Origin of the sequence: Cupriavidus sp. DL-D2 (assembly GCF_039710735.1) — a bacterium.
Lineage (GTDB): Bacteria > Pseudomonadota > Gammaproteobacteria > Burkholderiales > Burkholderiaceae > Cupriavidus.
The window spans coordinates 79851-104870 of sequence record NZ_JBDKXK010000005.1 but is presented as its reverse complement, the minus strand read 5'-3'; the positions used below and the strand labels follow the sequence as shown (position 1 = coordinate 104870).

At 65.2% G+C, this 25020-nt stretch carries 14 protein-coding genes and 1 pseudogene; 6 read left to right on the top strand and 9 right to left on the bottom strand.

Features of this window, described 5'->3' with window-relative positions; all coding sequences use genetic code 11:
* Nucleotides 1–179: 179 nt before the first annotated feature.
* The 5 genes from ABDB81_RS05640 (at nt 180) to ABDB81_RS05620 (ending at nt 14163) form a co-directional block, all read left to right on the top strand.
* Nucleotides 180–8294 carry an Ig-like domain-containing protein gene (locus ABDB81_RS05640; RefSeq protein WP_346810256.1) on the top strand — a complete coding sequence of 2705 codons (8115 nt, stop codon included), beginning with the start codon at nt 180–182 and terminating at the stop codon, nt 8292–8294.
* A 117-nt stretch (nt 8295–8411) separates the two neighbouring features.
* Nucleotides 8412–9779 carry a TolC family protein gene (locus ABDB81_RS05635; protein ID WP_346810254.1) on the top strand — a complete coding sequence of 456 codons (1368 nt, stop codon included), beginning with the start codon at nt 8412–8414 and terminating at the stop codon, nt 9777–9779.
* Complete coding sequence (locus ABDB81_RS05630) at nt 9760–11949, top strand: type I secretion system permease/ATPase (protein ID WP_346810251.1); 2190 nt, start codon at nt 9760–9762, stop codon at nt 11947–11949. The genes ABDB81_RS05635 and ABDB81_RS05630 overlap by 20 nt, the downstream gene beginning before the upstream one ends.
* Before the next feature lie 5 nt (nt 11950–11954).
* Entirely contained in the window at nt 11955–13127 is a 1173-nt protein-coding gene (locus ABDB81_RS05625; protein ID WP_160471682.1) for an HlyD family efflux transporter periplasmic adaptor subunit, read from the top strand.
* 142 nt (nt 13128–13269) lie between these two features.
* Entirely contained in the window at nt 13270–14163 is an 894-nt protein-coding gene (locus tag ABDB81_RS05620; RefSeq protein WP_346810247.1) for a LysR family transcriptional regulator, read from the top strand.
* Nucleotides 14164–14193: 30 nt separating this feature from the next.
* On the opposite strand, the pseudogene ABDB81_RS05615 reads toward ABDB81_RS05620, so the two are convergent.
* From ABDB81_RS05615 to ABDB81_RS05605, 3 genes and pseudogenes are all read right to left on the bottom strand, one after another.
* Nucleotides 14194–15153: pseudogene (locus tag ABDB81_RS05615) on the bottom strand (phosphoribosyltransferase).
* A gap of 127 nt (nt 15154–15280) precedes the next feature.
* Nucleotides 15281–16366 carry a PA0069 family radical SAM protein gene (locus tag ABDB81_RS05610; RefSeq protein WP_346810244.1) on the bottom strand — a complete coding sequence of 362 codons (1086 nt, stop codon included), beginning with the start codon at nt 16364–16366 and terminating at the stop codon, nt 15281–15283.
* Nucleotides 16367–16443: 77 nt separating this feature from the next.
* On the bottom strand, nt 16444–16959 hold the full coding sequence (locus ABDB81_RS05605; protein WP_137926424.1) for a winged helix-turn-helix transcriptional regulator: 516 nt from the start codon (nt 16957–16959) through the stop codon (nt 16444–16446).
* 109 nt (nt 16960–17068) lie between these two features.
* Here ABDB81_RS05605 and ABDB81_RS05600 point away from each other — a divergent pair, with 109 nt between their 5' ends.
* Entirely contained in the window at nt 17069–18373 is a 1305-nt protein-coding gene (locus tag ABDB81_RS05600; protein WP_346810241.1) for a D-amino acid dehydrogenase, read from the top strand.
* 212 nt (nt 18374–18585) lie between these two features.
* Here the strand turns inward: ABDB81_RS05600 and ABDB81_RS05595 are convergent, their stop codons facing one another.
* The 6 genes from ABDB81_RS05595 to ABDB81_RS05570 form a co-directional block, all read right to left on the bottom strand.
* Nucleotides 18586–20370 (bottom strand): acyl-CoA dehydrogenase, encoded by a 1785-nt coding sequence (locus ABDB81_RS05595; RefSeq protein WP_137926426.1) that lies wholly within the window; start codon nt 20368–20370, stop codon nt 18586–18588.
* Between the two features lie 108 nt (nt 20371–20478).
* Nucleotides 20479–21414: an FAD-binding protein gene (locus ABDB81_RS05590; RefSeq protein ID WP_137926427.1), complete on the bottom strand. Its 936-nt coding sequence runs from the start codon at nt 21412–21414 to the stop codon at nt 20479–20481.
* A gap of 17 nt (nt 21415–21431) precedes the next feature.
* On the bottom strand, nt 21432–22181 hold the full coding sequence (locus tag ABDB81_RS05585; RefSeq protein ID WP_137926428.1) for an electron transfer flavoprotein subunit beta/FixA family protein: 750 nt from the start codon (nt 22179–22181) through the stop codon (nt 21432–21434).
* A gap of 207 nt (nt 22182–22388) precedes the next feature.
* Nucleotides 22389–23183 carry a MetQ/NlpA family ABC transporter substrate-binding protein gene (locus ABDB81_RS05580; protein WP_346810238.1) on the bottom strand — a complete coding sequence of 265 codons (795 nt, stop codon included), beginning with the start codon at nt 23181–23183 and terminating at the stop codon, nt 22389–22391.
* Nucleotides 23184–23220: 37 nt separating this feature from the next.
* Nucleotides 23221–23874 carry a methionine ABC transporter permease gene (locus ABDB81_RS05575; protein WP_137926430.1) on the bottom strand — a complete coding sequence of 218 codons (654 nt, stop codon included), beginning with the start codon at nt 23872–23874 and terminating at the stop codon, nt 23221–23223.
* Nucleotides 23864–24898, bottom strand: coding sequence for a methionine ABC transporter ATP-binding protein (locus tag ABDB81_RS05570; RefSeq protein ID WP_346810235.1), 1035 nt, complete (start codon nt 24896–24898; stop codon nt 23864–23866). Before ABDB81_RS05570 ends, ABDB81_RS05575 begins: the two co-directional genes overlap by 11 nt.
* Between the last annotated feature and the right edge of the window lie 122 nt (nt 24899–25020).

Here is a 25020-nt window from a genome sequence, read left to right as displayed (position 1 = left end):
TCGCTTTTTGTGCTTCATGCAATTCGCACAGTTCGTGGATAGATTCCTGACCATTCAGACATAACAACAACAGAGACAACTGCATTGGCACGGCCTTAGGCGCGCGCTGCAGATGGGGGATTGTTCCTTGATATGCCCGGCCCCGCCGGGCATATGGACCATTCTCGCCAGGAGCGCGTATGAGCACGCCCGCCGCATTGCAGAACCACGCCAACGTTTCTGTCGCCGCCGGCGCCACCTCCGTGGCTGCCCCGCAAGGCCCCACCAACTTCCTGGTTTCCGCGTCGCGCGAAAGCGTGCAGAACTACGCCCGCGAGGGCAACGACCTGCTGGTGTCGTTCAAGGACGGCCACACGCTGCGCATCGAGGGGTTCTTCGCCAACGGCACACAGACCCACAACCTTGTGTTTGTCCAGGACGATGGCAGCTGGCTGGCTTCGTTCGACCAGGCGATGGTGCCCGGCGGCGATCAGATCGCCGACGCGGCGGTGGCCTACACGCCGATCTCGCAGAGTACGTCCACCACCGCCTTGCTGGCGCTGCTGGGTGTGGCCGCTGGTGCGGGCATCATCGCCGCCGTGGCTGGCGGCGGCGGGGGCGATAGCGATAGCGGCGGCAACGTGGGCGGTGGTGGTAGCGGCGGCGGCACGGGCACCACGCCCGCCGCGCCATCCGTCGCGCCCATCGGCAACGTGATCGGCAGCAACGGCTCGCAAGCCACCGACAATGCCGCGCCAACGCTGCAAGGTAGCGGCGCGCCCGCCAACAGCACGATATCGATCCTGCTCGACGGCCGTCCGCTGGCAACCGTGCGCGCCGATGCCAACGGCAACTGGAGCTACACACTGCCGCAGCAGTTGCCGGATGGCGCCCACCAGATCGTGATCACGCAGACGGCACCCGATGGCACCACAAGCGCACCCACCGTGATCGATTTCACTGTCGATACGCAAGCGCCTGCCGCCCCGGTAGTGACCGACGTCAGCGACGATGCCACGCCGGGGACGGGTCCCGTCACCAGCGGGGCCAGCGCGAACGACAGTACGCCGACGCTCACCGGTACGGCCGAGGCTGGCAGCACCGTACAGATTTTCAACGGCGCCACGTTGATCGGCAGCGTGATGGCCGATGCCAACGGCAACTGGTCGTTCACGCCTGGCACCGCCCTGCCCGACGGCAGCTACACGTTCACGGCCACGGCCACCGATGCCGCCGGCAATACCGGCGTGGCGAGCTCGCCGTTCACGCTCGTCATCGACACCGCACCGCCAGCCGCGCCCACGGTTACGCAAAGCAATGCGCAAGGACTCGCCGGCACGGCCGAAGCGGGCAGCCTGATCTCGATCGATCTCGATGGCGACGGCACGGCCGATGCCACCGTCACCGCCGATGGCGCGGGCAACTGGCGCTACGTGCCCTCGCCCGCCTTGCCCGATGGCACGACGATCACCGTGATCGCCACGGATGTGGCGGGCAATGCCAGCGCGCCCGTAGCGGCCACCGTCGACAGCACGGTGCCCGATGCGCCCGATCTCGACAGCGTGACCGATGACCGGGCGCCCGTGACAGGTACGCTGGCCAGCGGGGACACCACGAACGATGCCACGCCCACCCTGTCCGGCAGGGCCGAGGCCAACAGCCTCGTCACGATCTACGACGGCACTGCCGTGCTCGGTACTGTGGTCGCGGATGGCGATGGCAACTGGCAGTTCACGCCCACTGCGTCGCTGTCCGAAGGCTCGCACGTGCTGACCGTCACGGTGACCGATGCAGCAGGTAACACCAGCGCCGCCACGGCACCGTTCTCGTTGACCGTCGATACCTTGCCGCCCGGCACACCCACGGTATCGCCCAGCAATGGCGCGGTCCTGTCCGGCACGGCCGATGCGGGCAGCACCGTCCTGATCGATCTCGACGGCGACGGCACCGCCGACGCCAGCGTCGAGGCCGATACCAGCGGGCACTGGTCCTATGCACCGGACACGCCGCCGGGCAACGGCGCGGTGGTGACCGTCACCGCCACCGATGCGGCGGGCAACGCGAGCCCATCCGCATCGACCACGATCGATACCAGCATCGTCGACACCACGCCGCCCACCACGCCAACCATCGCGCCAACCGCGGGCACAACACTGTCCGGCACTGCGGAAGCCGGCAGCACCGTCAACCTGGACCTGAACAACGACGGCACGGTCGATACCACCGTCGAGGCCGACGACGAAGGCAACTGGACCTACACGCCGGTCCCACCCATTGACGATGGCGTCACCGTCAGCGTGACCGCCACAGACAGCGCCGGCAACACGAGCCAGCCGGCTACGGCCATCGTCGATGCCAGCGCACCGCCCACGCCTGCCATCGGCACCGTCACTGACAACGCATCGCCCATCACAGGTCCGCTGACAACGGGTGGGAGCACCAATGACACCACGCCCACGTTCGCGGGCACCGCGGAGCCTGGCAGCACCATCACCCTTACTGACACCGTCAGCGGCAACGTGCTCGGCGCTACGACCGTCGATGGTGACGGCAACTGGACATTCACGCCGCCCAGCGCCCTGCCGCCCGGCGCGTATGCAATCGAAGCCATCGCGACCGACGCCGTTGGCAATGCCAGCGGCCCGAGCACGGCGTTCGAACTCGTCATCGACACCTCGCCACCCGCAGGCCCTGCCATCGGCACGGTCACCGACAACGCCGATCCCGGCACGGGACCATTGCTGAACGGCGGCATCACCAACGACACCACACCCGCATTCAGCGGCAACACCCAGCCGGGCAGCACGGTCAATCTTTACAGCGGCACCACGCTGCTGGGCACGGGGGTGGCGGACGAGAACGGCAACTGGACCATTTCGCCATCGCCGGCACTGGTCGACGGCAGCTACACGGTCACGGCCGTCGCGACCGATCCGGCCGGCAACACCAGCATTCCCGGCGCGGCCTTCACGCTGACCGTCGACGCCACGCCGCCCGCTGCGCCCACCATCGTCACCAGCAACGGCACCACATTGAGCGGCACGGCGGAAGCCAACAGCACGATCGACATCGACCTCGACGGCGATGGCACCGCCGATGCCACGGTCACCGCCAACGACGATGGCGAATGGACCTACACGCCCCTGCCCACGCTCGGCGATGGGGCCGTGGTCAGCGTGACCGCCACCGATGCCGCGGGCAACGCCAGCGAACCGGCCACGATCACCATCGACGGCGCCGCGCCCGATGCGCCATCCATCGATGCGGCCACCGACGACACGACCCCTGCGACAGGCGCCCTAGCCAGCGGCGACAGCACCAACGACACCACGCCGCTGCTGAGCGGCACGGCCGAACCGGGCAGCATCGTCGAGATCTCCAATGGCAGTGCCGTGCTTGGCACAGCCACGGCAGACGAAGACGGCAACTGGACCTTCACGCCCACGGTGCCGCTGACCGACGGCGTCTATACGCTGACCGCCACGGCCACCGATGCAGCCGGCAACACCGGGGCCGCCAGTCCCGCGTTCACGCTGACCGTCGATACCGCGCCACCCGACGCGCCCAATGTCACCGGCAGCAACGGGACCACGCTGACGGGCACGGCAGAGGCCAACAGCGTGATCGGCATCGATCTCGACGGCGATGGTGCCGCGGACGCAACCGTTACCGCCGACAACAACGGCACGTGGACCTACACCCCCTTACCCGTGCTGCCGGACGGCGCCGTACTCGGCGTGACGGCTACCGATGCCGCAGGCAACACCAGCGCCGTCGCAGCGGTCACGATCGATGCCGCAGCGCCCGCCGCACCTGTCATCGTGTCCGCCACCGATAACGCGACGCCGCTCACCACGCCAGTACTCGACGGCGGCAGCACCAACGACACCACGCCTACGCTGACCGGCACCGCCGAACCCAACAGCACCATCAACCTCTACAGCGGGGGGGCACTGCTGGGCACCGTGGATGCCGATGCCGACGGCAACTGGTCGTTCACGCCAGATCCGGCGCTGGTCGACGACACCTACGTCGTCACGGCCACCGCCACCGATGCCGTGGGCAACACCAGTCCGGACAGCGCCCCCTTCACCCTTACCGTGGACACCGCGCCCCCCGCCACGCCGATCATCGACATCCGCAGCGGCACTGCGCTGGGTGGCACCGCCGAAGCAGGCAGCACGCTCAACATCGATCTGGATGGCGATAGCGAGGCCGATGCCACCGTCACCGCCGATGCTGACGGCAACTGGACCTACGCACCTGCGGGTGGCCTGGCCAACGGGCTGGCGGTGTCGGTGACTGCGAGCGATGCCGCAGGCAACACCAGCGGTCCGGCCACGGCCACCATCGATGCCGCCGCGCCGCTGCCGCCCGTGATCGTCACGGTCACCGACGACAACCCGCCCGCCACCAGCACGCTGTCGAGCGGCGCGAGCACCAACGACGATACGCCCACCCTGGCCGGCACCGCCGAGCCCAACAGCGTGATCAACGTCTACGACGGCACCACGTTGCTGGGTACCGTCACCGCCGCCAGTGGCACCGGGGCGTGGACCTTCACGCCCGACGGGCTCGACGATGGCAGCTACACGTTCACCGTCACCGCCACTGACGCGGCCGGGAATACCAGCACGGCCAGCGCACCGTTCACGCTCACGGTGGATACCGTGGTGCCCGATGCGCCGTCGATCCTCAGCGTCACCAAGGACAGCGCGGGGCCGGGTGTGCCGGTGGTGCCGGGCGGCGAGACCAACGACGCCACACCGTTGATCGCCGGCGTGGCCGAGCCCTTCTCGAACATCGCCTTGTACAACGACGGCACGTTAATCGGCAGCACCGTCGCCGACGAGAACGGCAACTGGCAGATCTCTCCCGCCACGCTGCCCGACGACACCTATACGCTGACGGCCATCGCCACCGATGCGGCAGGCAACAGCAGCGACGCAAGCGCATCGTTCACGTTCACCATCGACACCGCCCCCCCCGCCGCGCCGGACATCCTGCCCAGCGACGGCACGTCGCTCACGGGCACGGCCGAGCCAGGCAGCCTCGTCAACATCGACATCGGCAACAACGGCAGCATCGACGCCACCGTGGGCACCGACGCAAGCGGCAACTGGTCCTACATGCCGGCCTCACCGCTGGGCGATGGCGTGGTGGTCTCGGTGACCGCCACCGACAGCGCCGGCAACACGGGCGCAGCCGACAGCACCACGGTCGACATCGACCTCAACGACGTCACGCCACCTGCCGTGCCCACCGTCAATGCCAGCAACGGCACCGTACTGACCGGCACGGCGGAAGCTGGCAGCACCGTGAACCTCGATCTCGACGGCAACGGCACGCCCGATACCGCCGTCACCGCCACTGCCGGCGGCGTGTGGACCTACACGCCGCCCACGCGACTGCCCGATGGCACAACCGTCAACGTGTCGGCCACCGATTCGGCAGGTAACACCAGCGGCAATGCCACCGTGACGATAGACGGCGTGGCGCCGATTGCACCGGTTATCGCCACCCTCACCGACAACACCCTGCCGCTGGCCGGCACCGTGCTGAGCGGCGGCAGCACCAACGACACCACGCCCACGCTCTCGGGCACGGCCGAGCCTGGCAGCACCGTCAGCCTGTTCAGCGGCACCACGCTGTTGGGCACGGTGGCCGCCGATGGTCTCGGGAACTGGAGCTTCACTGCCGCCACGCTGATCGATGGTGGATACACCGTCACGGCCACCGCCACCGATGCGCTGGGCAACACCAGTGCGCCGTCCACGGCGTTCAGCTTTACGGTCGATACCGTGGCGCCGGTCTTGCCGACGATTGCCGCCACCAACGGCACCACACTGACGGGCAGCGCAGAGGCCAACAGCACTGTCGGCATCGACTACACCGGCGATGGCGTGATCGATGTCACCGTCAACGCGAACGGCGCAGGCGTCTGGACGTACACGCCTGCAACGCCATTGGCCAACGGCATTGTCGTGAGTGCCACCGCCACTGACGCCGCCGGCAATACCAGCGCCGCCGCGAATGTCACCGTGGATGCCGCCGCGCCCGCCACGCCGGTGCTGCTATCGGTTACCGACGATGTGGCCCCCGTAGCCGGCACGCTCATCAGCGGCGCAGCCACCAACGACACCACGCCGACGCTGGCCGGCACGGCCGAGGCCGGCGCCACTATCACCGTCTTCGACGGCCTCACCCTGCTCGGCACGGCCACTGCCGATATCAACGGCAACTGGCAGTTCACGTCTCCGGCGCTGACCAACGGCCCCCATGCGCTGACGCTGACCGCCACCGATGCCGTCGGCAATACGAGCACCGCCACGACAGCGTTCAACCTGACCGTCGATACGAATGCGCCCCTCATGCCGGTCATCACACGCAGCAGCGGTGTAGCGCTGAGCGGCACCGCCGAAGCAGGCAGCACGGTGAACCTCGACCTCAATGGCGATGGCACGGCCGACGCTCGCGTGACGGCCGACACGGGCGGCAACTGGACTTTCGCGCCTTCGCCCGCACTGACCAACGGCATCACAATCAGCGTCACGTCCACCGACGCAGCCGGAAACACCAGCCTGGCTGCCACTGCCACGGTAGATGCCCTGGCGCCTGCCGCACCAGTAATCACCACCGTCACGGACAACGTCTCGCCCGTGACCGGCACGCTGGTCAACGGCGGCAACACCAACGACACCACACCGACACTGGCCGGCACGGCCGAGGCCAACAGCCTGGTCTCGGTCTACAACGGCTCCGCGCTGCTGGGCACCGTGCGCGCCGATGGCAGCGGCAACTGGAGCTTCACCACGGCGATCCTGGCCGATGCCACCTATGCGCTGGCCGTCACCGCCACCGATGCAGCGGGCAACGTCAGTGCGCCAAGTCCCACGTTCACCGTGACCGTCGACACCATCGCGCCGACCGTCACCGCCACAATCTCGACGCTGACCGACGATACCGGCACCGTGGGCGACTGGGTCACCGGCGATCATTCGCCCATCGTTGGCGGCACGCTGAGTGGCGCGCTGGGCGCGGGTGAAACCTTGCAGGTCAGCCTCGATGGCGGCACGACCTGGACCAATGCCGTAGTCAGCGGCACAAGCTGGCAGTGGTATGCGCCGGGCCAACTCACGGATGGCGCCCACTCGGTCAGCACGCGCGTGGTAGATGCCGCCGGCAATCTCGGCACCGCATCCACGCAGGCGTTCTCCATCGTCACGAACGTGGCCCCGCAGGTGACCGTGCGCGATGCGGGTGGACTGTTGGGCATCGCCGATGCCAACCTGCTCGGCCTGATCGAACTCGGGCAGCAGCAGTTCTTCGCGGCGAGCGACTACAACAACAACATCCAGCAGGTGCGCATCTCGTTCGGCGGCGTGCTGGACCTGCTGGCGCTGCAGCAACTGAACGCGAATGCGGCGCTGGCCGCCGAACTGGGCCTGCGCTTCCAGGTGGTCAATGATCCTGGCCTGCTCGGAATCGGTGCCTCATCGGTGATGACGATCACGTCGCTGAATGGCGGTACGATCGACAACCTGCATCTGAACGAATTCCTCGGCTCCGTCACGCTGTCGAACGGCCTGCTCGGCATCAATGTCGGCCTGCTGAATTCACTACAGATCACCGCCACCGATTCCACTGGCCTCAGTGCCACCAGCAGTGCGGCGCAACTGCTCAGTGCCGGCGTGCTGACCAACCTGCTCGGCGGCACGCAGCCCTCGGCCATCGTCGAAGGAACCGCCACCGGCAACACCCTGAATGGATCTGCAGGCGACGACCGGCTCTACGGCTACGGCGGGGATGACACGCTCAACGGGCTGGGCGGCAACGATCTGCTGCGCGGCGGCACAGGCAACGACGCGCTCAACGGCGGCGCAGGCAACGACCTGTTGATCGGGGGCGCCGGCAACGACACGCTGACCGGCGGCACAGGCGGCGACGTGTTCCTCTGGGAGGTCTTCGACAACACCAACGGCACCGGCGGCAATGGCACGGACACGATCACGGATTTCAACGTCGGGACCAGCCCGAACCAGACCGGCCTGGACCGCCTGGATGTCTCCGCGCTGCTGATCGGCTACCAGTCCGACGCGGATGGCCCCGCGCACTACGTCAATGGCGTGGCGACCATCGACCAGGGCGACCTGATCCGCAACTACCTGTCGGTCACCAACGTCAATGGCAACACCGTCGTGTCGATAGACCGCGACGGCGCGGGCGGTGCGTTCGGCTCGCAAACGCTGGTCACGCTGAACAACGTCACCACGAACCTGGAGACCCTGCTCGCCAATCATCAGATCCTTGTGTGAGAAACGCCCAGCCATCGACACCAACTTCATCGGGGACGCCGCCGATTGCCGACACATGCTCATGACCCGGATGCACCACCCGTGGCCGGTCCGGTCCGACGGGTTCGACTCACGATCATGCTTGGCCTGCTGGGCGTGTCCATCGCTGGCGGCTGGCAGGTGTCCGCCACGGCGGCAACGCCGGTCACGGCGCTCGCGCAGGTGACGGGACCGCTCCCGGCACCCTCCTCCATACCATCCACCGCACCCGACACCACCCGGCACGTCGCGCTGCAGGGACTGAACATGCGAGAAGCGATCGGCATCGCGATCTCGCGCCATCCGGACATCAGCCGCGCCAATGCCGTGGTGGCGCAAGGCACCTCCGAGGTGGCCGTTGCCAAGGCCGCCTGGTATCCAAAACTCGAGTATGGCGTGCGGCCCGGCTATGGAGGCACCTTCGGCACCGGCGGCAACAACGTGGGCGCGCGTGCTTCAATCGGCGTCAGCCAGTTGGTCTACGACTTCGGCCGTACGTCGAGCAAGGTGGCGGCAGCCGATGCGTCGCTGACGCGCAGCCGGCACCTGCTGGCCGAAAGCATCGAGAACGTGGCCGCCAACACCGCCGCAACGTTCGTCGATCTCTCCGCCAGCCAGGAGATCGTGGCTGCAGCCCAGCGGCAGATCGAGGCCCTGACCGGCATACGCGGCAAGATCGGGGACCGTGTACGCGCCGGGTTATCGGTGACATCCGACCGCAACATGGCCGATGTGGCGATCCAGCGCGCGCGTGCGGACGAACTCAAGGCACGCAGCCGCTTCGACGTGGCTGCCACGCGGCTGGCCCAGTTGATTGGCGCCCGCCCACCGCGCGTGGCGGAATTGAACAACGCGGACGAAGACGTGCGCAGCATGGGCGACGAGCGCGGCGACGTGGAGCAAACGCCGTCCGTGCTGGCGGCCGGCGCCGCCGTGGAGGCTGCGCAGGCCCACGTCACGCAGGCGGAGGCCGAGCGCTTTCCGGCGATCAGCGTCGGCGTCAGCCGCGCAGCGTCCACCGGCCCCACCAATGCCAACGACGACACCTGGATCGGCGTGCAGATTGCCGGCGACTTCTCGCTGGGCGGTCTCAACCGGCATCGCATCGCCGCCGCCAAGGCCGAGCAGCGCGCGGCCCTGGACTCCCTCGACAACGAACGGCTGCAGGCCCGCACCGCGTTGAACGCGGCCTCGACCGAAGCCACCGGTGCGTCGGCGCGACAGCGCAGCTTCGAGGAAGTGATCGGCTTGCTGCATGCCTCGCGCGATCTGTACTGGCAGGAATACATGCTCAACAAGCGCACGCTGACCGATGTGATCAATCCCGAACGGGAGATTTTCATCGCGGAGCAGGAACGCATCACCGCCATCGCAGACAGCATGCTGGCGCGCATCAAGGCACATGTGGCGGTAGGCCGGTTCGTGGAGTTGCTACGGGAGCAGGAACTTGGAAGCCAATCGCAGTAGTGACAAGCGCGCGCCGGACCCGCATCCGGAGGTGACCGACCTCGGACGCTGGGCCGAGGCCATCCTGCTGGCCGCGCGGCACCTGGGCCTGCCCAATTCGCCCGAACTCGTGCGCGGCGCTGCGGCCTGGGCCGATGCCTCCGACACCGGCCGCGCGGTGGTGGAGATGGCTGCGGCAGCCGGTCTCAACGCGCAGTTCGTGTCCTTGCCACCCGATGCGCTGACAGACGTGATGCTGCCCGCGCTCGTGTGCGTGGATGCGTGCTACGTCGGCATGATCGTCGCCGTAGCCGAAGGCCGCGCCGCGCTGCACGTGCCCACCGATAGCGGCGTGCTGGAGCGCACGCCCAAGCTGGACACGCTGCTGCGCGACGGCCGCCTGCACGTGCTGCTGGTGCGCGAGCGAGAGACCCCGCGTAGCGACCGTCTCGATGCCTACATGGCCGCCCGTCCACGAGAATGGCTGCGCGCGGCCTTCACCACGAACTGGCGCACGATGCTGGAGTTGGGATTGGGCTCGTTGTTCGGCAACCTGCTGGCCATCGCCACATCGCTGTTCGCGATGCAGGTGTGGGACCGTGTGGTGCCCGCGCGCTCGATCCACACGCTGTGGGTGCTGGCCGCCGGAGTGTTGCTGGCACTGGTGCTCGAACTGATGATCCGCACCGCCCGCGTGGCCATTGCCGATCACTTCGGCAAGCAGGTCGATCTGAAACTCTCGGCGATGTTCTTCGCACGCGTGCTCGATATCCGCAACGATGCGCGACCGCAATCGCCAGGCACACTGGTGGCCCAGTTGCGAGACCTCGAACAGTTGCGCGAACTGCTGACGTCCAGCACGCTCGGGGTGCTGATCGACCTGCCATTCGTACTGGCCTTCCTGTTCATCATCTGGCTGCTCGGCGGCTGGCTGGTGCTGGTGCCGCTGCTCGCTATTCCACTGCTGGTGCTACCCGGCGTGGTGGCGCAGGTGCCGCTGGCGCGGCTCTCGAAGCAGGGGATGTCGGAGTCTGCGTTGCGCAATGCCATCCTGATGGAATCGATCTACCGCATCGAGGACATCAAGTCCCTGCAGGCGGAGCCGCGCTTCCGCAAGCTCTGGCAGCACACCAACGAAGTGAACGGCGAGGTGGGCCTGAAACAGCGTTTCCTGGCCGGGCTGTTGATGAACATGGCGCAGATGGTGCAGCAGATGGCCTATGTTGGCGTGCTGGTGGCTGGCGTGTACGGCATCCTCGACGGCGACCTGTCCTTCGGCGCGGTGCTGGCCTGCTCGATCCTGACCAGCCGGACCATCGCCCCGCTCTCGCAGATTCCCGCCGTGCTGGGCCGCATCCAGAATGCGCGCGTCGGCAAACAGGCGCTCGATACGTTGCTGACGTTGCCCGTCGATCACGAACCCGGCCGCGATGCTTATCACCGCACGGCATTGCTGGGCCAGTACCGGTTGGAGAACGTGGTCTATGGTTACGATCCGCAGGAAAAACCTGTGCTGACGGTCGCGGATCTGCGCATCGAACCCGGTGAACGCATTGCGATACTGGGGCGCGTAGGCGCCGGAAAATCCACGCTGTTGCGCCTGCTGGCCGGGCTGTCGACGCCGCAGCAGGGCCGCGTGATGTTCAACGACACACCCATGCCGATGATCGACGTGGCCGATGTGCGCCGCGACGTCGGCATCGTGTTGCAGGAAGCCAGCCTGTTCTACGGCACGCTGCGCGACAACCTCCTGGTTGCCGACCCGCTGGCCACCGACGACGCCCTGCTGGCTGCGCTGCGACTGGCCTGCGCCGATCGTCTGCTGCTGAACCAACCGCACGGCCTGGACCTGCGCATCCGAGAGAACGGCGTTGGACTTTCAGGCGGCCAGAAGCAGGCGCTGATCCTGGCGCGCACGCTGTTGCGCGCGCCGAACGTGCTGCTGCTCGACGAACCCACCGCCTCGCTCGATGAAGCCACCGAACTGGCCATCATCCGCCAGTTGCGCGGATGGCTTGGCGGACGCACGCTGGTGGTGGCCACGCACCGCTATCCCGTGCTCGCGTTGGCAGACCGTCTGATCGTGATCGACAATGGCCGCATCGTGCGTGACGGCCCCAAGGATGACGTGCTGGCCGCGCTGCGTGGCCAGTCTCCCGCAACCGGCCCGGCCGTGCGCGCGGCGGAGTAACGACCATGGACGCCTTTGCAACGTGGATGCGAATCGGCCAGCGCGGCGACGCGCCCCGCTACCTGTTGTGGACGATCATCGTTGCGCTGGCGATCTTCATCGCCTGGGCCGCGCTGGCCGGACTCGACGAGGTCGCCGTGGGCGAGGGTCGCGTCACGCCTGCCTCGAAGGGACAGATGATCCAGAGTCTCGAAGGCGGCCTGCTGGCAGAGTTGACCGTGCGCGAAGGCGACGTAGTGAAGGCCGGCCAGCAACTCGCCACGCTCGATCCGGTACTTGCGCGATCATCGATGGAAGAAACGCTCGAAAAGATCACAGCGCTACAGGCCCGTGCGGCACGACTGCAGGCCGAGATGAACGATGCGGATACGGTGCAGTTTCCCGCCGAACTCGCGAAAGCGCCCGCCGTGACCGAGCGCGAGCGGCAAGCCTTCCTGACCAATCGTCGCGCTTTCCGCGAGAACGCCGGCAACCTGCGCGAACAGCTTCGGTTGGCGCAGAACGAACTCAATATCGCCCTGCCGTTACTGCGTACCGGTGCAACCAACGAAGTAGAAATCCTGCGTTTGCGGCAGAAGGTGGCCGAACTGACCACCAAGCTATCGGCCACGCAGAGCGAATACTACGTGGCACTGAAATCGGACTACGCCACCACCATGGCCGATCTCGGTCCCCTGCTGAAGATTCGCGAAGGCCGTGCCGACCTGCTGCGGCGCACCGCACTGGCATCGCCTGCGCGCGGCATCGTCAAGGACATCCGCATCTCGACCATCGGCGGCGTGGTGGCACCCGGTGGCGTGCTGATGGAGATCGTGCCGCTGGGCGATCAGTTACTTGTGGAGGCGCGCATCAGTCCGCGCGATATCGCGTTCATCCATCCGGGGCAGGAAGCCACGGTGAAAATCTCGGCGTATGAATCGTCGGTCTACGGCACGCTGCCCGCCAAGGTGGACCGCATCTCGCCGGACACGATCGAAGACCAGGTGGACCGCCGCATCTACTACTACCGGGTCTATGTGCTGACCGACCATGCGTGGCTGGAGACGAAGGACGGCAAACGGCATCCGATTCTGCCCGGCATGGTGGCGACGGCCGAGATCCGCACTGGGCGCCGCACCGTGCTCGAATATCTGGTCAAGCCATTCAACCGCGCGGCGGAGGCATTGCGCGAACGGTAGGGTACGGCGACGCTGGCACCGATCCGGCGGCGAGGTTACTCGCCGATACAATTCCCGGCGTTTTCCACACAACCCGGATACAGGGCACGAGCAGGCTGCATGCATGAACCGGCCATCCGGCTCGTCGCCACCCCGTTAGGTTATGGAAACACCAGACCGTCTTCTCCGAAGCTTTCTTCGGATCGCCGAACTCGAATCATTGTCCAAGGCTGCCGACAGCGTGGGACAAACCCAGTCGGGTATCAGCAAGCAACTCGCCATGCTCGAAGCGCATGTCGGCAAGCCATTGTTCGTACGAACGGGGCGCGGCGTTGCGCTGACCGAGGCCGGATGCAAGCTGCAGGCGGCCATAGAGGCGCCGTACCGCGCCATCGACATGGCGGTAGAGTCCATACGCGAGACCCACGGCACCACACAGGGCACGTTGCGGATCGCCTTCGTCCACACCGTCAACTATTACTTTCTGGCTGATGCGGTGGCGAGCTTCTTTGCGAACTACCCCGACATCAATCTTTCGCTGATGGGGCGCAGTTCGGCGGACGTCGTCGCGCTCGTGGAAGCCGGCCGGGCCGATCTCGGTATCGCCTACGACACCGCTGTGGATACCGCCGGGCTGGCGGTACACCCGCTCTTCGAGGACGACATGTGCCTGGTCACCTCGCGCACGCCCGATGCCGCACTGGCCGAAGCGGGGATCAACCTGCGCGAGCAGATACTTCGGCTGGTGGGATTTCCCAAGGGCTATGCGTTGCGTCGCATGGTCGAAATCGCGGGCCTTCAGCATCCGTATGTCGCCGAGGCCGAAACCGTCGATGCCATTCTCAAGCTCGTATCCCTGGGCGTTGGCGACAGCATCCTGCCGTCCCGGCTGCCGGACAAGCTGCTTAACGAGTACGGACTGAGCAAGGTGAAGATCCGGAGCCCGCTGCTGCGCCGACGCATCGTCGTCGTCAAACGCACCGGCCGCCAGACCCTGCCGCTGGTGGAAACGCTGTTCCGATCCGTGCTGCAGGTCGCGGGTACGCTGCGGGAGTAAGGCGTTGAAACCCTTCGTGTTGCGTCCCTCTCAGCCGGGCACGGCTTCCCGCCACGTCGCGGCGTTGATCAGCATGCCCGCCTGACGCAGTGCATCCCACCAGATCACACGCAATAGCGGCGCGGCGCGGGCAATAAACAACGCCTGCAAGGGATCGCTCTCGATGTAATGCGTCACGCCGGCCTGCCGCGCGGCGTTCGCCTTGTGGGCAGCGGCACCGGCAGGCGTTCCGTCGTAGCCGTCCGGCCGCATCATCAGATCCAGGTGCCCATAGCCGTGCCGATCGAGCCATGCCTGCGTGCGCACCCGGTCGACGCTGGGCCGCCCCGTGATGATGGCCCTGACGTTCTCGAAATCGACGGACGGCACGACCTCGAAGGGTAACAGTGCATCGCGTTCCTGCAACGCTGCGGCCAGGTCCTCGTCGTATCGGGAAAGCGGGATGTCGGGTAGCAGGATGCCGTCCAGGTCGATGGCGTAGCGCGCATATTCGTGATCGTCGCGCATGCCCGCCGCAGCACCCGCCTCGACGCGCGACCAGTCGTCCCGATAACGTTCCGTATAGGCTTGGCGCTCCCACGGAAACATCGTGAAGAACCCCGTCGAGTCGTTGGCATAGTCGGGGCGAATCCGGCTGATCTCGTCGAACGCCCCGGTCAACGTCTTGACCACAAGGCCATGCCGCTCCAGGAACGCGATGCAGTCGACCAGCGTGAACCCGCGGCCCGCAATATCCTCGCAGAGCAGCACCTTCGTTCCCGGCGGCGGCAGCGGCCCGGCCGAGTTCCACAACACGCGGCGGGTCGGCCGGTCGTAGGCCAGAAATGCCACCGGCGCGCCAATCGCGTGCGAGACCATCTACGCGAGGGGAGCGCCGCCTCGCAATATGCCGATGCTGGCGCCGAATTTTTCTTCGAGCAGCATGGGTTGGAGGGACTCGATCCACTGGTCGAGTTGGTCGTACGTCAACGTCAGAACCGGTTTTTCCAATGCTATGAGTGTCTTGGTGAAACGCGGATGTCAGTATGGCGTGCCGGGTCATCGCGAGCCACGCACGTACATTCATCTCGGCTATCGCCTTCCGGCATAACGTCCACCCCCGGCATTGGCACCGGGATCAGAACAGACTCCCTTGCGGGGACGGCGGCACCGGCACGCTGAACAGATCGAGTCGCAGCGGGGGGCGCTCCTTGTTGAGACCGAATCGACGGCAGGCTTGCTGGAATCTCTTTTCCACGAGTTCGGCAAAGATGCCCGTGCCGCGCATCCGCTGCCCAAACGTGGAGTCGTTCTGCCGGCCATCGCGGATCTGCTCGATGAGGCTCAGCACATGGCGCTTGCGGCCCGGGTAATGCTGCTCGAGCCATTCGACGAAAATATCGCGCACTTCCAGCGGCAACCGCAGCATCACGTAGCCGGCAGACGCAGCGCCAGCCTCGGCGGCGGCTTCGAGGATGCGTTCGATCTCGGTATCGGTCAGCGCCGGAATGATCGGGGCCACCATGACGCCGGTGGGAATGCCCGCGTCGGCCAGCCGCCGGATGCCTTCGAGCCGTCGCGCAGGCGTGTTGGCGCGCGGCTCCAGCCTGCGTGCGATGTCGGCAGACAACGACGTGACCGAGATGTAGACCCGCGCGAGTCCCTTTTCGGCCATGCGGGCAAGGATGTCGATGTCGCGCGTCACCAGCGCGGACTTCGTCGTGATCGCCACCGGGTGGTTGAATGCTTCGAGCACTTCCAGAACGGAGCGCGCCAGGCCCAGCTCTCGCTCGATCGGCTGATAGGGATCGGTATTGGTGCCGATGGCAATGACGGACGGCTGGTAGGACTTCTTCGACAGTTCCTTGCGCAGCAGTTCGGCAGCGTTGGGCTTGGCGAAGAGCCGGGTCTCGAAATCGAGCCCGGGCGACAAGCCCATATAGGCGTGCGTCGGACGGGCAAAGCAGTAGGAGCAGCCATGCTCGCAGCCGCGATAGACGTTGATCGACTGGTCGAAAGGCAAGTCCGGCGACTGGTTGTGCGTGATGATCGACCGGACGGTCTCGATCGTTACCGTGGTGCGGGGCACGGTGCGCTCACCATGGGCTTCGATCTCGCCAGCCAGTCCGTCGAGGTCCACCTCGCGCTGCCAGCCGTCGAAACGGGATTCCACATTGGACGTGGCGCCCCTGCCCTTCTGGGCCTGCGCGCGGTATGAGGGCATGGGATTTCCCCTTGGCGGGACATCAAACGAATACTGTATAAATATACAGTATTCCCCCTGCCACCCAAACCCATTTTTCAGGCCATGCCGGGTCCGCCACCCTCCCGGGGCTCCACCAGGATGGCGAGCGTCTCCTTGATCTCTTCCATCACCACGTAGCTCTTGGACTGCGCCGCGCCAGGCAGCTGCAGCAGGATATCGCCGAGCAGCCGGCGGTACTCACCGATCTCGCGGATACGCGCCTTGATCAGGTAATCGAAATCGCCCGAGACCAGGTGGCACTCCAGCACCTCGGGAATGCGCAGCACCTCGCGGCGGAACTGCTCGAACATGTTGCCGGACTTGTTGCCCAGCGAAATCTCCACGAATACCAGCAGCGCGCTGCCGAGCAACGCCGGATTCAGCCGTGCGTAGTAACCCATGATGACCCCGTCACGTTCGAGCCGCTTCACGCGCTCGATGCAAGGCGTGATGGTCAGCCCCACCGCCTCGGCCAGGTCTTTCATCGAGATCCGGCCATCGGCCTGAAGTACCTCCAGGATCTTGCGATCCAGCCGGTCCAGTGCCCGTATCGGTTGACGGCTCGTTCTCATGATTTTTTCCTGTTTCTGTAAAAAGTTCAGAAACTATGACTGGCTAAAAGTCCATAGTATAGAAGCGAATTCTTAGACAGATTGTTTTTGCAGTACGGAGCCCCCGAAAATGCGCGTTCTTGTTCTTGGCAGTGGCGTGATTGGCGTCACCAGTGCGTGGTACCTGGCCCGAGCCGGTCATGAAGTGACCGTGGTGGACCGCGAAGGCGGCCCCGCGCTGGGTACCAGCTTTGCCAATGCCGGCCAGATCTCGCCGGGCTACGCATCGCCGTGGGCCGCACCGGGTGTGCCGCTGAAGGCCATCAAGTGGATGTTCCAGGAACACGCACCGCTGAGCATCAAGCCCGATGGCACGCTGTTCCAACTGCAATGGATGTGGCAGATGCTGCAGAACTGCACCGCCGACCGGTATGCGATCAACAAGGAGCGCATGGTACGGCTGGCCGAATACAGCCGCGACTGCATCCGCGCACTGCGGGCCGATACCGGCATTGCCTACGAAGGCCGCCAGCAAGGCACGCTGCAGGTGTTCCGCACGCAAGCACAGCTTGAAGCGGCAGCGCGGGACATCGCCGTGCTCGAAGAGGCAGGCGTGCCCTACCAATTGCTCTCGCGCGAAGAACTCGGCGCGAGCGAACCGGCGCTTGCCGCGGCGGGTCAGAAGCTGGCTGGCGGCTTGCGTCTACCCAACGACGAAACGGGCGATTGCCAGTTGTTTACCGAGCGGCTGGCGGCCATGGCTGCATCCATTGGCGTGGAGTTCCGCTACAACCAGTCGATCGACGGACTGCTCACCGAAGGTAATGCAGTCACCGGCGCGCTCGTCGGCGGCAAGCCGATGATGGCGGACGCCGTGGTCGTGGCGCTGGGCAGCTGGTCCACCCCGTTCGTGAAGCACGTGCTACCCGGTCTGTCGAACCTGCCCGTGTACCCGCTCAAGGGCTTCTCGATCACGGTGCCGCTCGTCGATGCCGATAAGAGCCCCGTTTCCACCGTGCTAGACGAAACCTACAAGGTTGCCATCACGCGTTTCGACGACCGCATCCGCGTGGGCGGCATGGCGCAGATCGTGGGGTACGACCGCTCGCTCGACCCCAACAAGCGCCGTACGCTGGAACACGTGGTGACCGACCTGTTCCCCGGCGCCGGCGACGTGAGCCGCGCCACGTTCTGGACCGGCCTGCGCCCGATGACGCCCGACGGCACCCCGGTTGTGGGCCCTGCCGGCATTCGCGGCCTGTGGCTCAACACCGGACACGGCACGCTCGGCTGGACGATGGCTTGCGGTTCGGGACAATTGCTCTCCGACCTGGTCTCGGGCGCGCGTCCGGCGATTCGTGCCGATGACCTGTCGGTGGATCGATATCGGAAGTCGGCGCGCACGCACCATGCGCCGAGGCCGGTGACGGCGTAAAAAAGGCGACCCGAGGGTCGCCTTTTTTGTTTCCTGCTGCTTGCTCCCCTCTCCCGCTCTGTTTTTGCTCCCCTCTCCCGCAAGGCGGGAGAGGGGTTGGGGGAGAGGGCCGGAGGTTCTGCTTGCCGATCACGTCGCAATTTGAACGGCTTGCCCTCTCCCCTGCCCCTCTCCCAGGAGAGGGGAAAAAACCAAGAGGGCAAACTAGCGCCTCAAAACTGCTCCGCCCCCAGCGCATTCACCGCGTCCGCACCCGCCACAATCCCCGCGCGCAACGAGCTCGCCTGCGACAGGATGTGTTCGCCGAAGAAATGTGCCGTGGCGATCTTCGCCTCGTAGAACGCCGGGTCTTCCGAGCGCTTCGCATCGGCCGCCAGCATGGCACGGCCGAACTGCCAGCCCGAGAACACAATGCCGCAAAGCTTCAGGTACGGCACGCTGCCGGCGAACACCGCATTGGGGTTGCTCTTGGCGTTGTCCACCACAAACTGCACCACGGCTTCCAGTGCCTCACGGCCCTGCTTGAGCTGCGCCGACACTGCCTTGAAGGCTACGCCCCCGTGCAGGGCAAGCGCCGCCTCGGTCTCGGCGATCTGCGCGCAGAGATTGCGCGCCACCGCGCCGCCATCGCGCACGGTCTTGCGGCCAACCAGGTCGTTGGCCTGAATGGCCGTCGTGCCTTCATAGATCGGCAGGATGCGTGCATCGCGATAGTGCTGCGCGGCGCCCGTTTCCTCGATGAAGCCCATGCCGCCGTGAACCTGCACACCCAGGCTCGTCACGTCGATCGACAGCTCGGTGCTCCAGCCCTTCACGATCGGCACCAGGAACTCGTAGAGCGCCATGTTCTGCTTTCGCACGGCCTCGTCCGGATGCTGGTGCGCCACGTCGCTGGCAGCCGCTGCGAAATAGGCCACGGCGCGGGCGCCTTCGATCAGTCCGCGCATCGTCATCAACATGCGCTTGACGTCGGGATGATGGATGATCGTCACGGCCTCGCGCGCCGAGCCATCCACTGGGCGGCTTTGCACACGATCCTTCGCGTACGCCACAGCCTGCTGGTACGCACGCTCGGACACGGCAATGCCCTGCATGCCCACCGAGAAGCGGGCCGAATTCATCATGATGAACATGTACTCGAGGCCGCGGTTCTCCTCGCCCACCAGCGTGCCGATGGCCCCGCCGTGGTCGCCGAATTGCAGCACCGCAGTGGGGCTGGCCTTGATGCCGAGCTTGTGCTCGATCGACACGCACTGCACGTCGTTGCGCTCGCCCAGCGAGCCATCGGCATTGACCAGGTATTTCGGCACGGTGAACAGCGAGATACCCTTCACGCCTTCCGGTGCATTGGGCGTGCGCGCGAGCACCAGATGGACGATGTTCTTCGCCATGTCGTGTTCGCCATAGGTGATGAAGATCTTCGTGCCGAAGATCTTGAACGTGCCGTCACCCTGCGGTTCGGCACGCGTGCGCACCGCAGCCAGGTCCGAACCGGCCTGCGGCTCGGTCAGGTTCATCGTGCCCGTCCACTCGCCCGAGATCAGCTTCGGCAGGTAGGCCTGCTTCTGCGCGTCCGTGCCGGCGGTCAGCAGCGCCTCGATGGCGCCATCGGTCAGCAGCGGGCACAGCGCGAACGACAGGTTCGCGGCGTTGAGCATCTCGTTGCACGGCGTCGCCACGAGCTTGGGCAGGCCCTGCCCGCCGAAGTCAGCCGGGTGCAGCACGCCCTGCCAGCCACCTTCGCCAAACTGGCGGAACGCATCCTTGAAGCCCGGCGTGGTCGTCACGACACCGTCTTTCCAGCTGCTCGGGTCGATGTCACCGGCACGGTTCAGCGGCGCCACGACTTCCTCGTTGAAGCGCGCGGCTTCCTCGAGAATGGCTTGCGCGGTATCGGGGGTAGCGTCCTCATAGCCAGGCAACTGGCTCAGTTGCGCGAGGCCAGCCAGTTCGTTCATGGCGAACAGCATGTCCTTGAGCGGTGCGCGATAAGTCATCGACGTCTCCTGTCGTTGTAAAAAAGCCGCTCGCGGGAAATACCCGGAACGGCTTCTTGTTCTTCTATACGGGCCGGCTCACCAAGGGGGAACCGGCCGGGCGGGCGATCAGCCCAGTGCGGCTACCAGTTCCGGCACCACGGTGTTCAGGTCACCAACCAGGCCGTAGTCCGCCACCGAGAAAATCGGGGCTTCCGCGTCCTTGTTGATCGCGACGATCACCTTGGAGTCCTTCATACCGGCCAAGTGCTGGATCGCACCCGAGATACCGACGGCGATGTACAGCTGCGGAGCCACGATCTTGCCCGTCTGACCGACCTGGTAGTCGTTCGGCACGAAGCCGGCATCGACTGCCGCACGCGAGGCGCCCATTGCTGCGCCGAGCTTGTCGGCCAGCGGGGTCAGCACCTTCGTGTAGTTCTCGCCCGAACCCACGCCACGGCCACCGGACACGATGATCTTGGCAGCGGTCAGTTCCGGACGGTCGCTCTTGGTCACTTCACGCGACACGAATTGCGAGATGCCCGCGTCGGCCACGGCCGGCAGCGTTTCCACGCTGGCCGAGCCACCTTCGGCGGCAGCCGGGTCGAACGCCGTGCCACGCACGGTGATGACCTTGATCTTGTCGGCCGACTTCACCGTGGCAATTGCGTTGCCGGCGTAGATCGGACGCTCGAACGTGTCAGCGGCATCCACCTTGGTGATGTCCGACAGTTGAGCCACGTCCAGCTTGGCAGCCACGCGCGGCAGGATGTTCTTGCCCGATGCGGTGGCCGGCGCCAGGATGTGCGAGTAATCGTTGGCGATGGCCAGGATCTGGTCGCCCACGTTTTCGGCAAGCTGGTCAGCAAAGTACGGTGCATCGGCCAGCAGGACCTTCGACACGCCCGCGATCTTCGCGGCGGCATCGGCAGCGGCCTTGGCATTCGAGCCAGCCACCAGCACGTGGACATCGCCACCGCACTGGGTGGCTGCCGTCACGGCATTCAGCGTGGCGGCCTTGATCGATTGGTTGTCGTGTTCAGCAATGACAAGTGCAGTCATGTTTTATCTCCGCGCGCTCAGATGACCTTGGCTTCAGACTTCAGCTTCTGCACCAGCGTGGCCACATCCGGGACCATCTGGCCAGCGCTGCGCTTGGCCGGTTCAACGACTTTCACGGTCGACAGACGCGGCTTCACGTCCACACCGAGATCTTCCGGCTTGACGGTATCGAGCTGCTTCTTCTTGGCCTTCATGATGTTCGGCAGCGTCACGTAACGCGGCTCGTTCAGGCGCAGGTCGGTGGTCACCACGGCCGGCAGCTTCACCGACAGCGTTTCCAGACCGCCATCCACTTCACGCGTCACCGATGCCTTGCCATCCGCCACCACGACCTTCGAGGCGAAGGTGGCTTGCGGCAGGCCAGCCAGCGCGGCCAGCATCTGGCCGGTCTGGTTCGAATCGTCATCGATGGCCTGCTTGCCGAGGATCACCAGTTGCGGTTGTTCCTTGTCCACCAGAGCCTTGAGCAGCTTGGCCACGGCCAGCGGCTGCAGGTCTTCGGTGGTTTCCACCAGGATGCCGCGATCGGCACCGATGGCCATCGCGGTACGCAGCGTTTCCTGGCATTGCGCCACGCCGCACGATACGGCGATCACTTCCGTGACGACGCCGGCTTCCTTCAGGCGCACGGCCTCTTCCACGGCGATTTCGTCGAACGGGTTCATGCTCATCTTGACGTTGGCCAGGTCGACACCCGAACCATCCGACTTCACACGGACCTTGACGTTGTAGTCCACCACCCGCTTGACTGCGACGAGTACTTTCATGCGCTCACTCCACTGATAGCTGATAGTCCAAAGTTTTGAATCGCTCGCCATTATAACCACCGGGGTGGCGACGCTTTTGATTTTCGAACGATCGTACTATTTTATAGACAAAGAATTGCCGGGCATAGCCGGCAATTCGAAAAATCCGCGCTCATTGTGCCGCAGGATGCCCTGCAGGCACAGCGTATGGATGAAAACCCCTAGAACTTACCAGGCTGTAATCACCGACTCCTTGAACGTGGTCTGCACGTATTGCTTGATTTCCGGCGAGTGGTACGCCTTTACGAGCTTGGCCACCCATGGCTTGTTCTTGTCGGCTTCGCGGATGGCGATCAGGTTCGCGTACGGACCCTTCGGTCCTTCCGTGGCGATGGCATCGCGCGTGGGCGACAAGCCAGCCGATTCCGCGTAGTTGCCATTGATGGCAGCGGCGTCGAGATCGTCCAGCGAGCGCGGCAGTTGGGCAGCGTCCAGTTCCACGATCTTGATCTTCTTCGGGTTCTCGACGATATCCAGCGGCGTGGCCTTCAGGCCCGCATCCGGACGCAGCTTGATCAGGCCCTTGGCCTGCAGCAGCAGCAGGCCACGGCCACCGTTGGTGGGATCGTTCGGCACGCCAACGCGGGCGCCCTGCTTGATCTGGTCCAGAGACTTGATCTTCTTCGAGTAGACGCCCATCGGGAACGTCACCGTGAAGGCAATATGCGTGAACTTGTAGCCGCGATCCTTGATCTGCGCTTCGAGGTACGGCAGATGCTGGTAGCTGTTGGCGTCGAGGTCGCCAGCGGCCAGCGCGGCGTTCGGCTGAACGTAGTCGCTGAACTCGACGAGCTGGATGTTCAGGCCATCCTTGGCTGCCACCTTCTTCACCTGCTCCATGATCTGCGCGTGCGGGCCGCCCGTCACGCCGATCTTGATCGGCTTGTCCTGCGCGAACACGCCAGCCGATACCGTCAAACTCAGCGCCACCACGGCGCCCTTCAGCACATTACGACGTTGCATCTCGATTTACCCTGTTTTCCCTGTTGAAACTTGCGAATCAGCGATGGCTGATCCGGCGCACCAGCCAGTCGCCAAAGCTCTGCACAGCCTGTACGAACACGATCAGGACCAGCACCACGGCGACCATGATCTCGGTCTCGTAACGCTGGTAGCCGTAGCGAATGCCGAGGTCACCCAGACCACCGCCGCCCACCGCACCCGCCATGGCCGAATAGCCCACCAGGCTCACGAACGTGATGGTCAGGCCCGCGACGATACCGGGCATGGCCTCGGGCAGCAGCACCTTCCAGACGATCTGCCGTGTCGTGGCGCCCATCGACTGCGCTGCTTCCACAAGGCCCTTGTCCACTTCGCGCAGTGCCGCTTCCACCAGCCGCCCGATGAACGGCACGGCCGCAATGGTCAGTGGCACGATAGCCGCCGTGGTGCCGATCGACGTACCGACGAGGAATCGCGTCAGTGGAATCACCAGCACCAGCAGGATGATGAACGGAATCGAGCGCACCGCGTTGACGACCACACCGATCGTGCGGTTGAAGAACAGGTTCGACACCACACCACCGTTGTTCGTCAGGTGCAGTAACACACCTAGCGGCACGCCGAGCAATGCGCCAACCACGCCGGAAATGCCCACCATCAGCAGCGTCTGATTGAACGACGACAGGAACATATCGAGCAGTTCAGACGACATGATCGATCTCCTCTACAACCACGCCCTGATTCTGCAGATACTCCATGGCCGCGCGCACGCTGGCCGGGTCACCGGTTGCCATGATCGCCAGCGAGCCGAATGCCTGGCCCTGGATCTCGTCGATATGGCCATGCAGGATGTTGAAATCGAGGCCGTGCTGACGAATCGCCTGCGCCAGCACGGGCTGGTCAACGTTATCGCCCGTGAAGGCCAGGCGATACACGTGGTCACGGCCATTGCCGAGCCGGCTTTCCACGCGCTTGAGCACGCTGACCGGCAGTTCCTGCGCGATGACGTCGCCGATCATGGCACGCGTCACCTCGTGCTGCGGACGCAGGAACACGTCGATCACGCGGCCTGTCTCCACGACCTGCCCCGCTTCCAGCACAGCCACGCGGTCACAGACCTGCTTGATGACTTCCATCTGGTGGGTGATCATCACGATGGTCAGGCCCAGTTCCTTGTTGATCCGCTTGAGCAGTTCGAGGATCGAGCGCGTGGTCTCCGGATCGAGCGCCGATGTGGCTTCGTCCGACAGCAGCACCTTGGGCTTGCTGGCCAGCGCACGCGCAATGCCCACGCGCTGCTTCTGGCCGCCGCTGATCTGTGCCGGATAGCGGTCGCGCAATACTGTCAGTCCCACGAGTTCAAGCAGAGGCTCCACCGTGGTGGCGATCTCCTGCTTCGACTTGCCCGCCAACTCCAGCGGCAACGCCACGTTGTCGTAGACGGTGCGCGAGGACAGCAGGTTGAAATGCTGGAAGATCATGCCGATCTCGCGGCGCGCCTCGCGCAGCGCGGACTTGCCCAGTGCGGTCAGGTCCTGGCCGGCCACGATTACGCGGCCACCGGAGGGCCGGTTCAGCAGGTTGATGGCACGCACCAGCGTGCTCTTGCCGGCGCCGCTTCGGCCGATGATGCCGAAGATCTCGCCGGATGCGATGGATAGGCTGACGTCACGCAGCGCATGCACTTCCCCCGACCCGCCGGGGAATCGCTGCGACAGCCCTTGCAATTCGATCATTGGAAAACGAAAAAACGGCAACAGCGCGGGGTCTCCTGCGTTGTTGCCGTAGATATTTTTATGAAGCCCGCATTTTATGCGATCCGCTTCATACCTCAAACGAGATTTTTTTGATGGCGTTA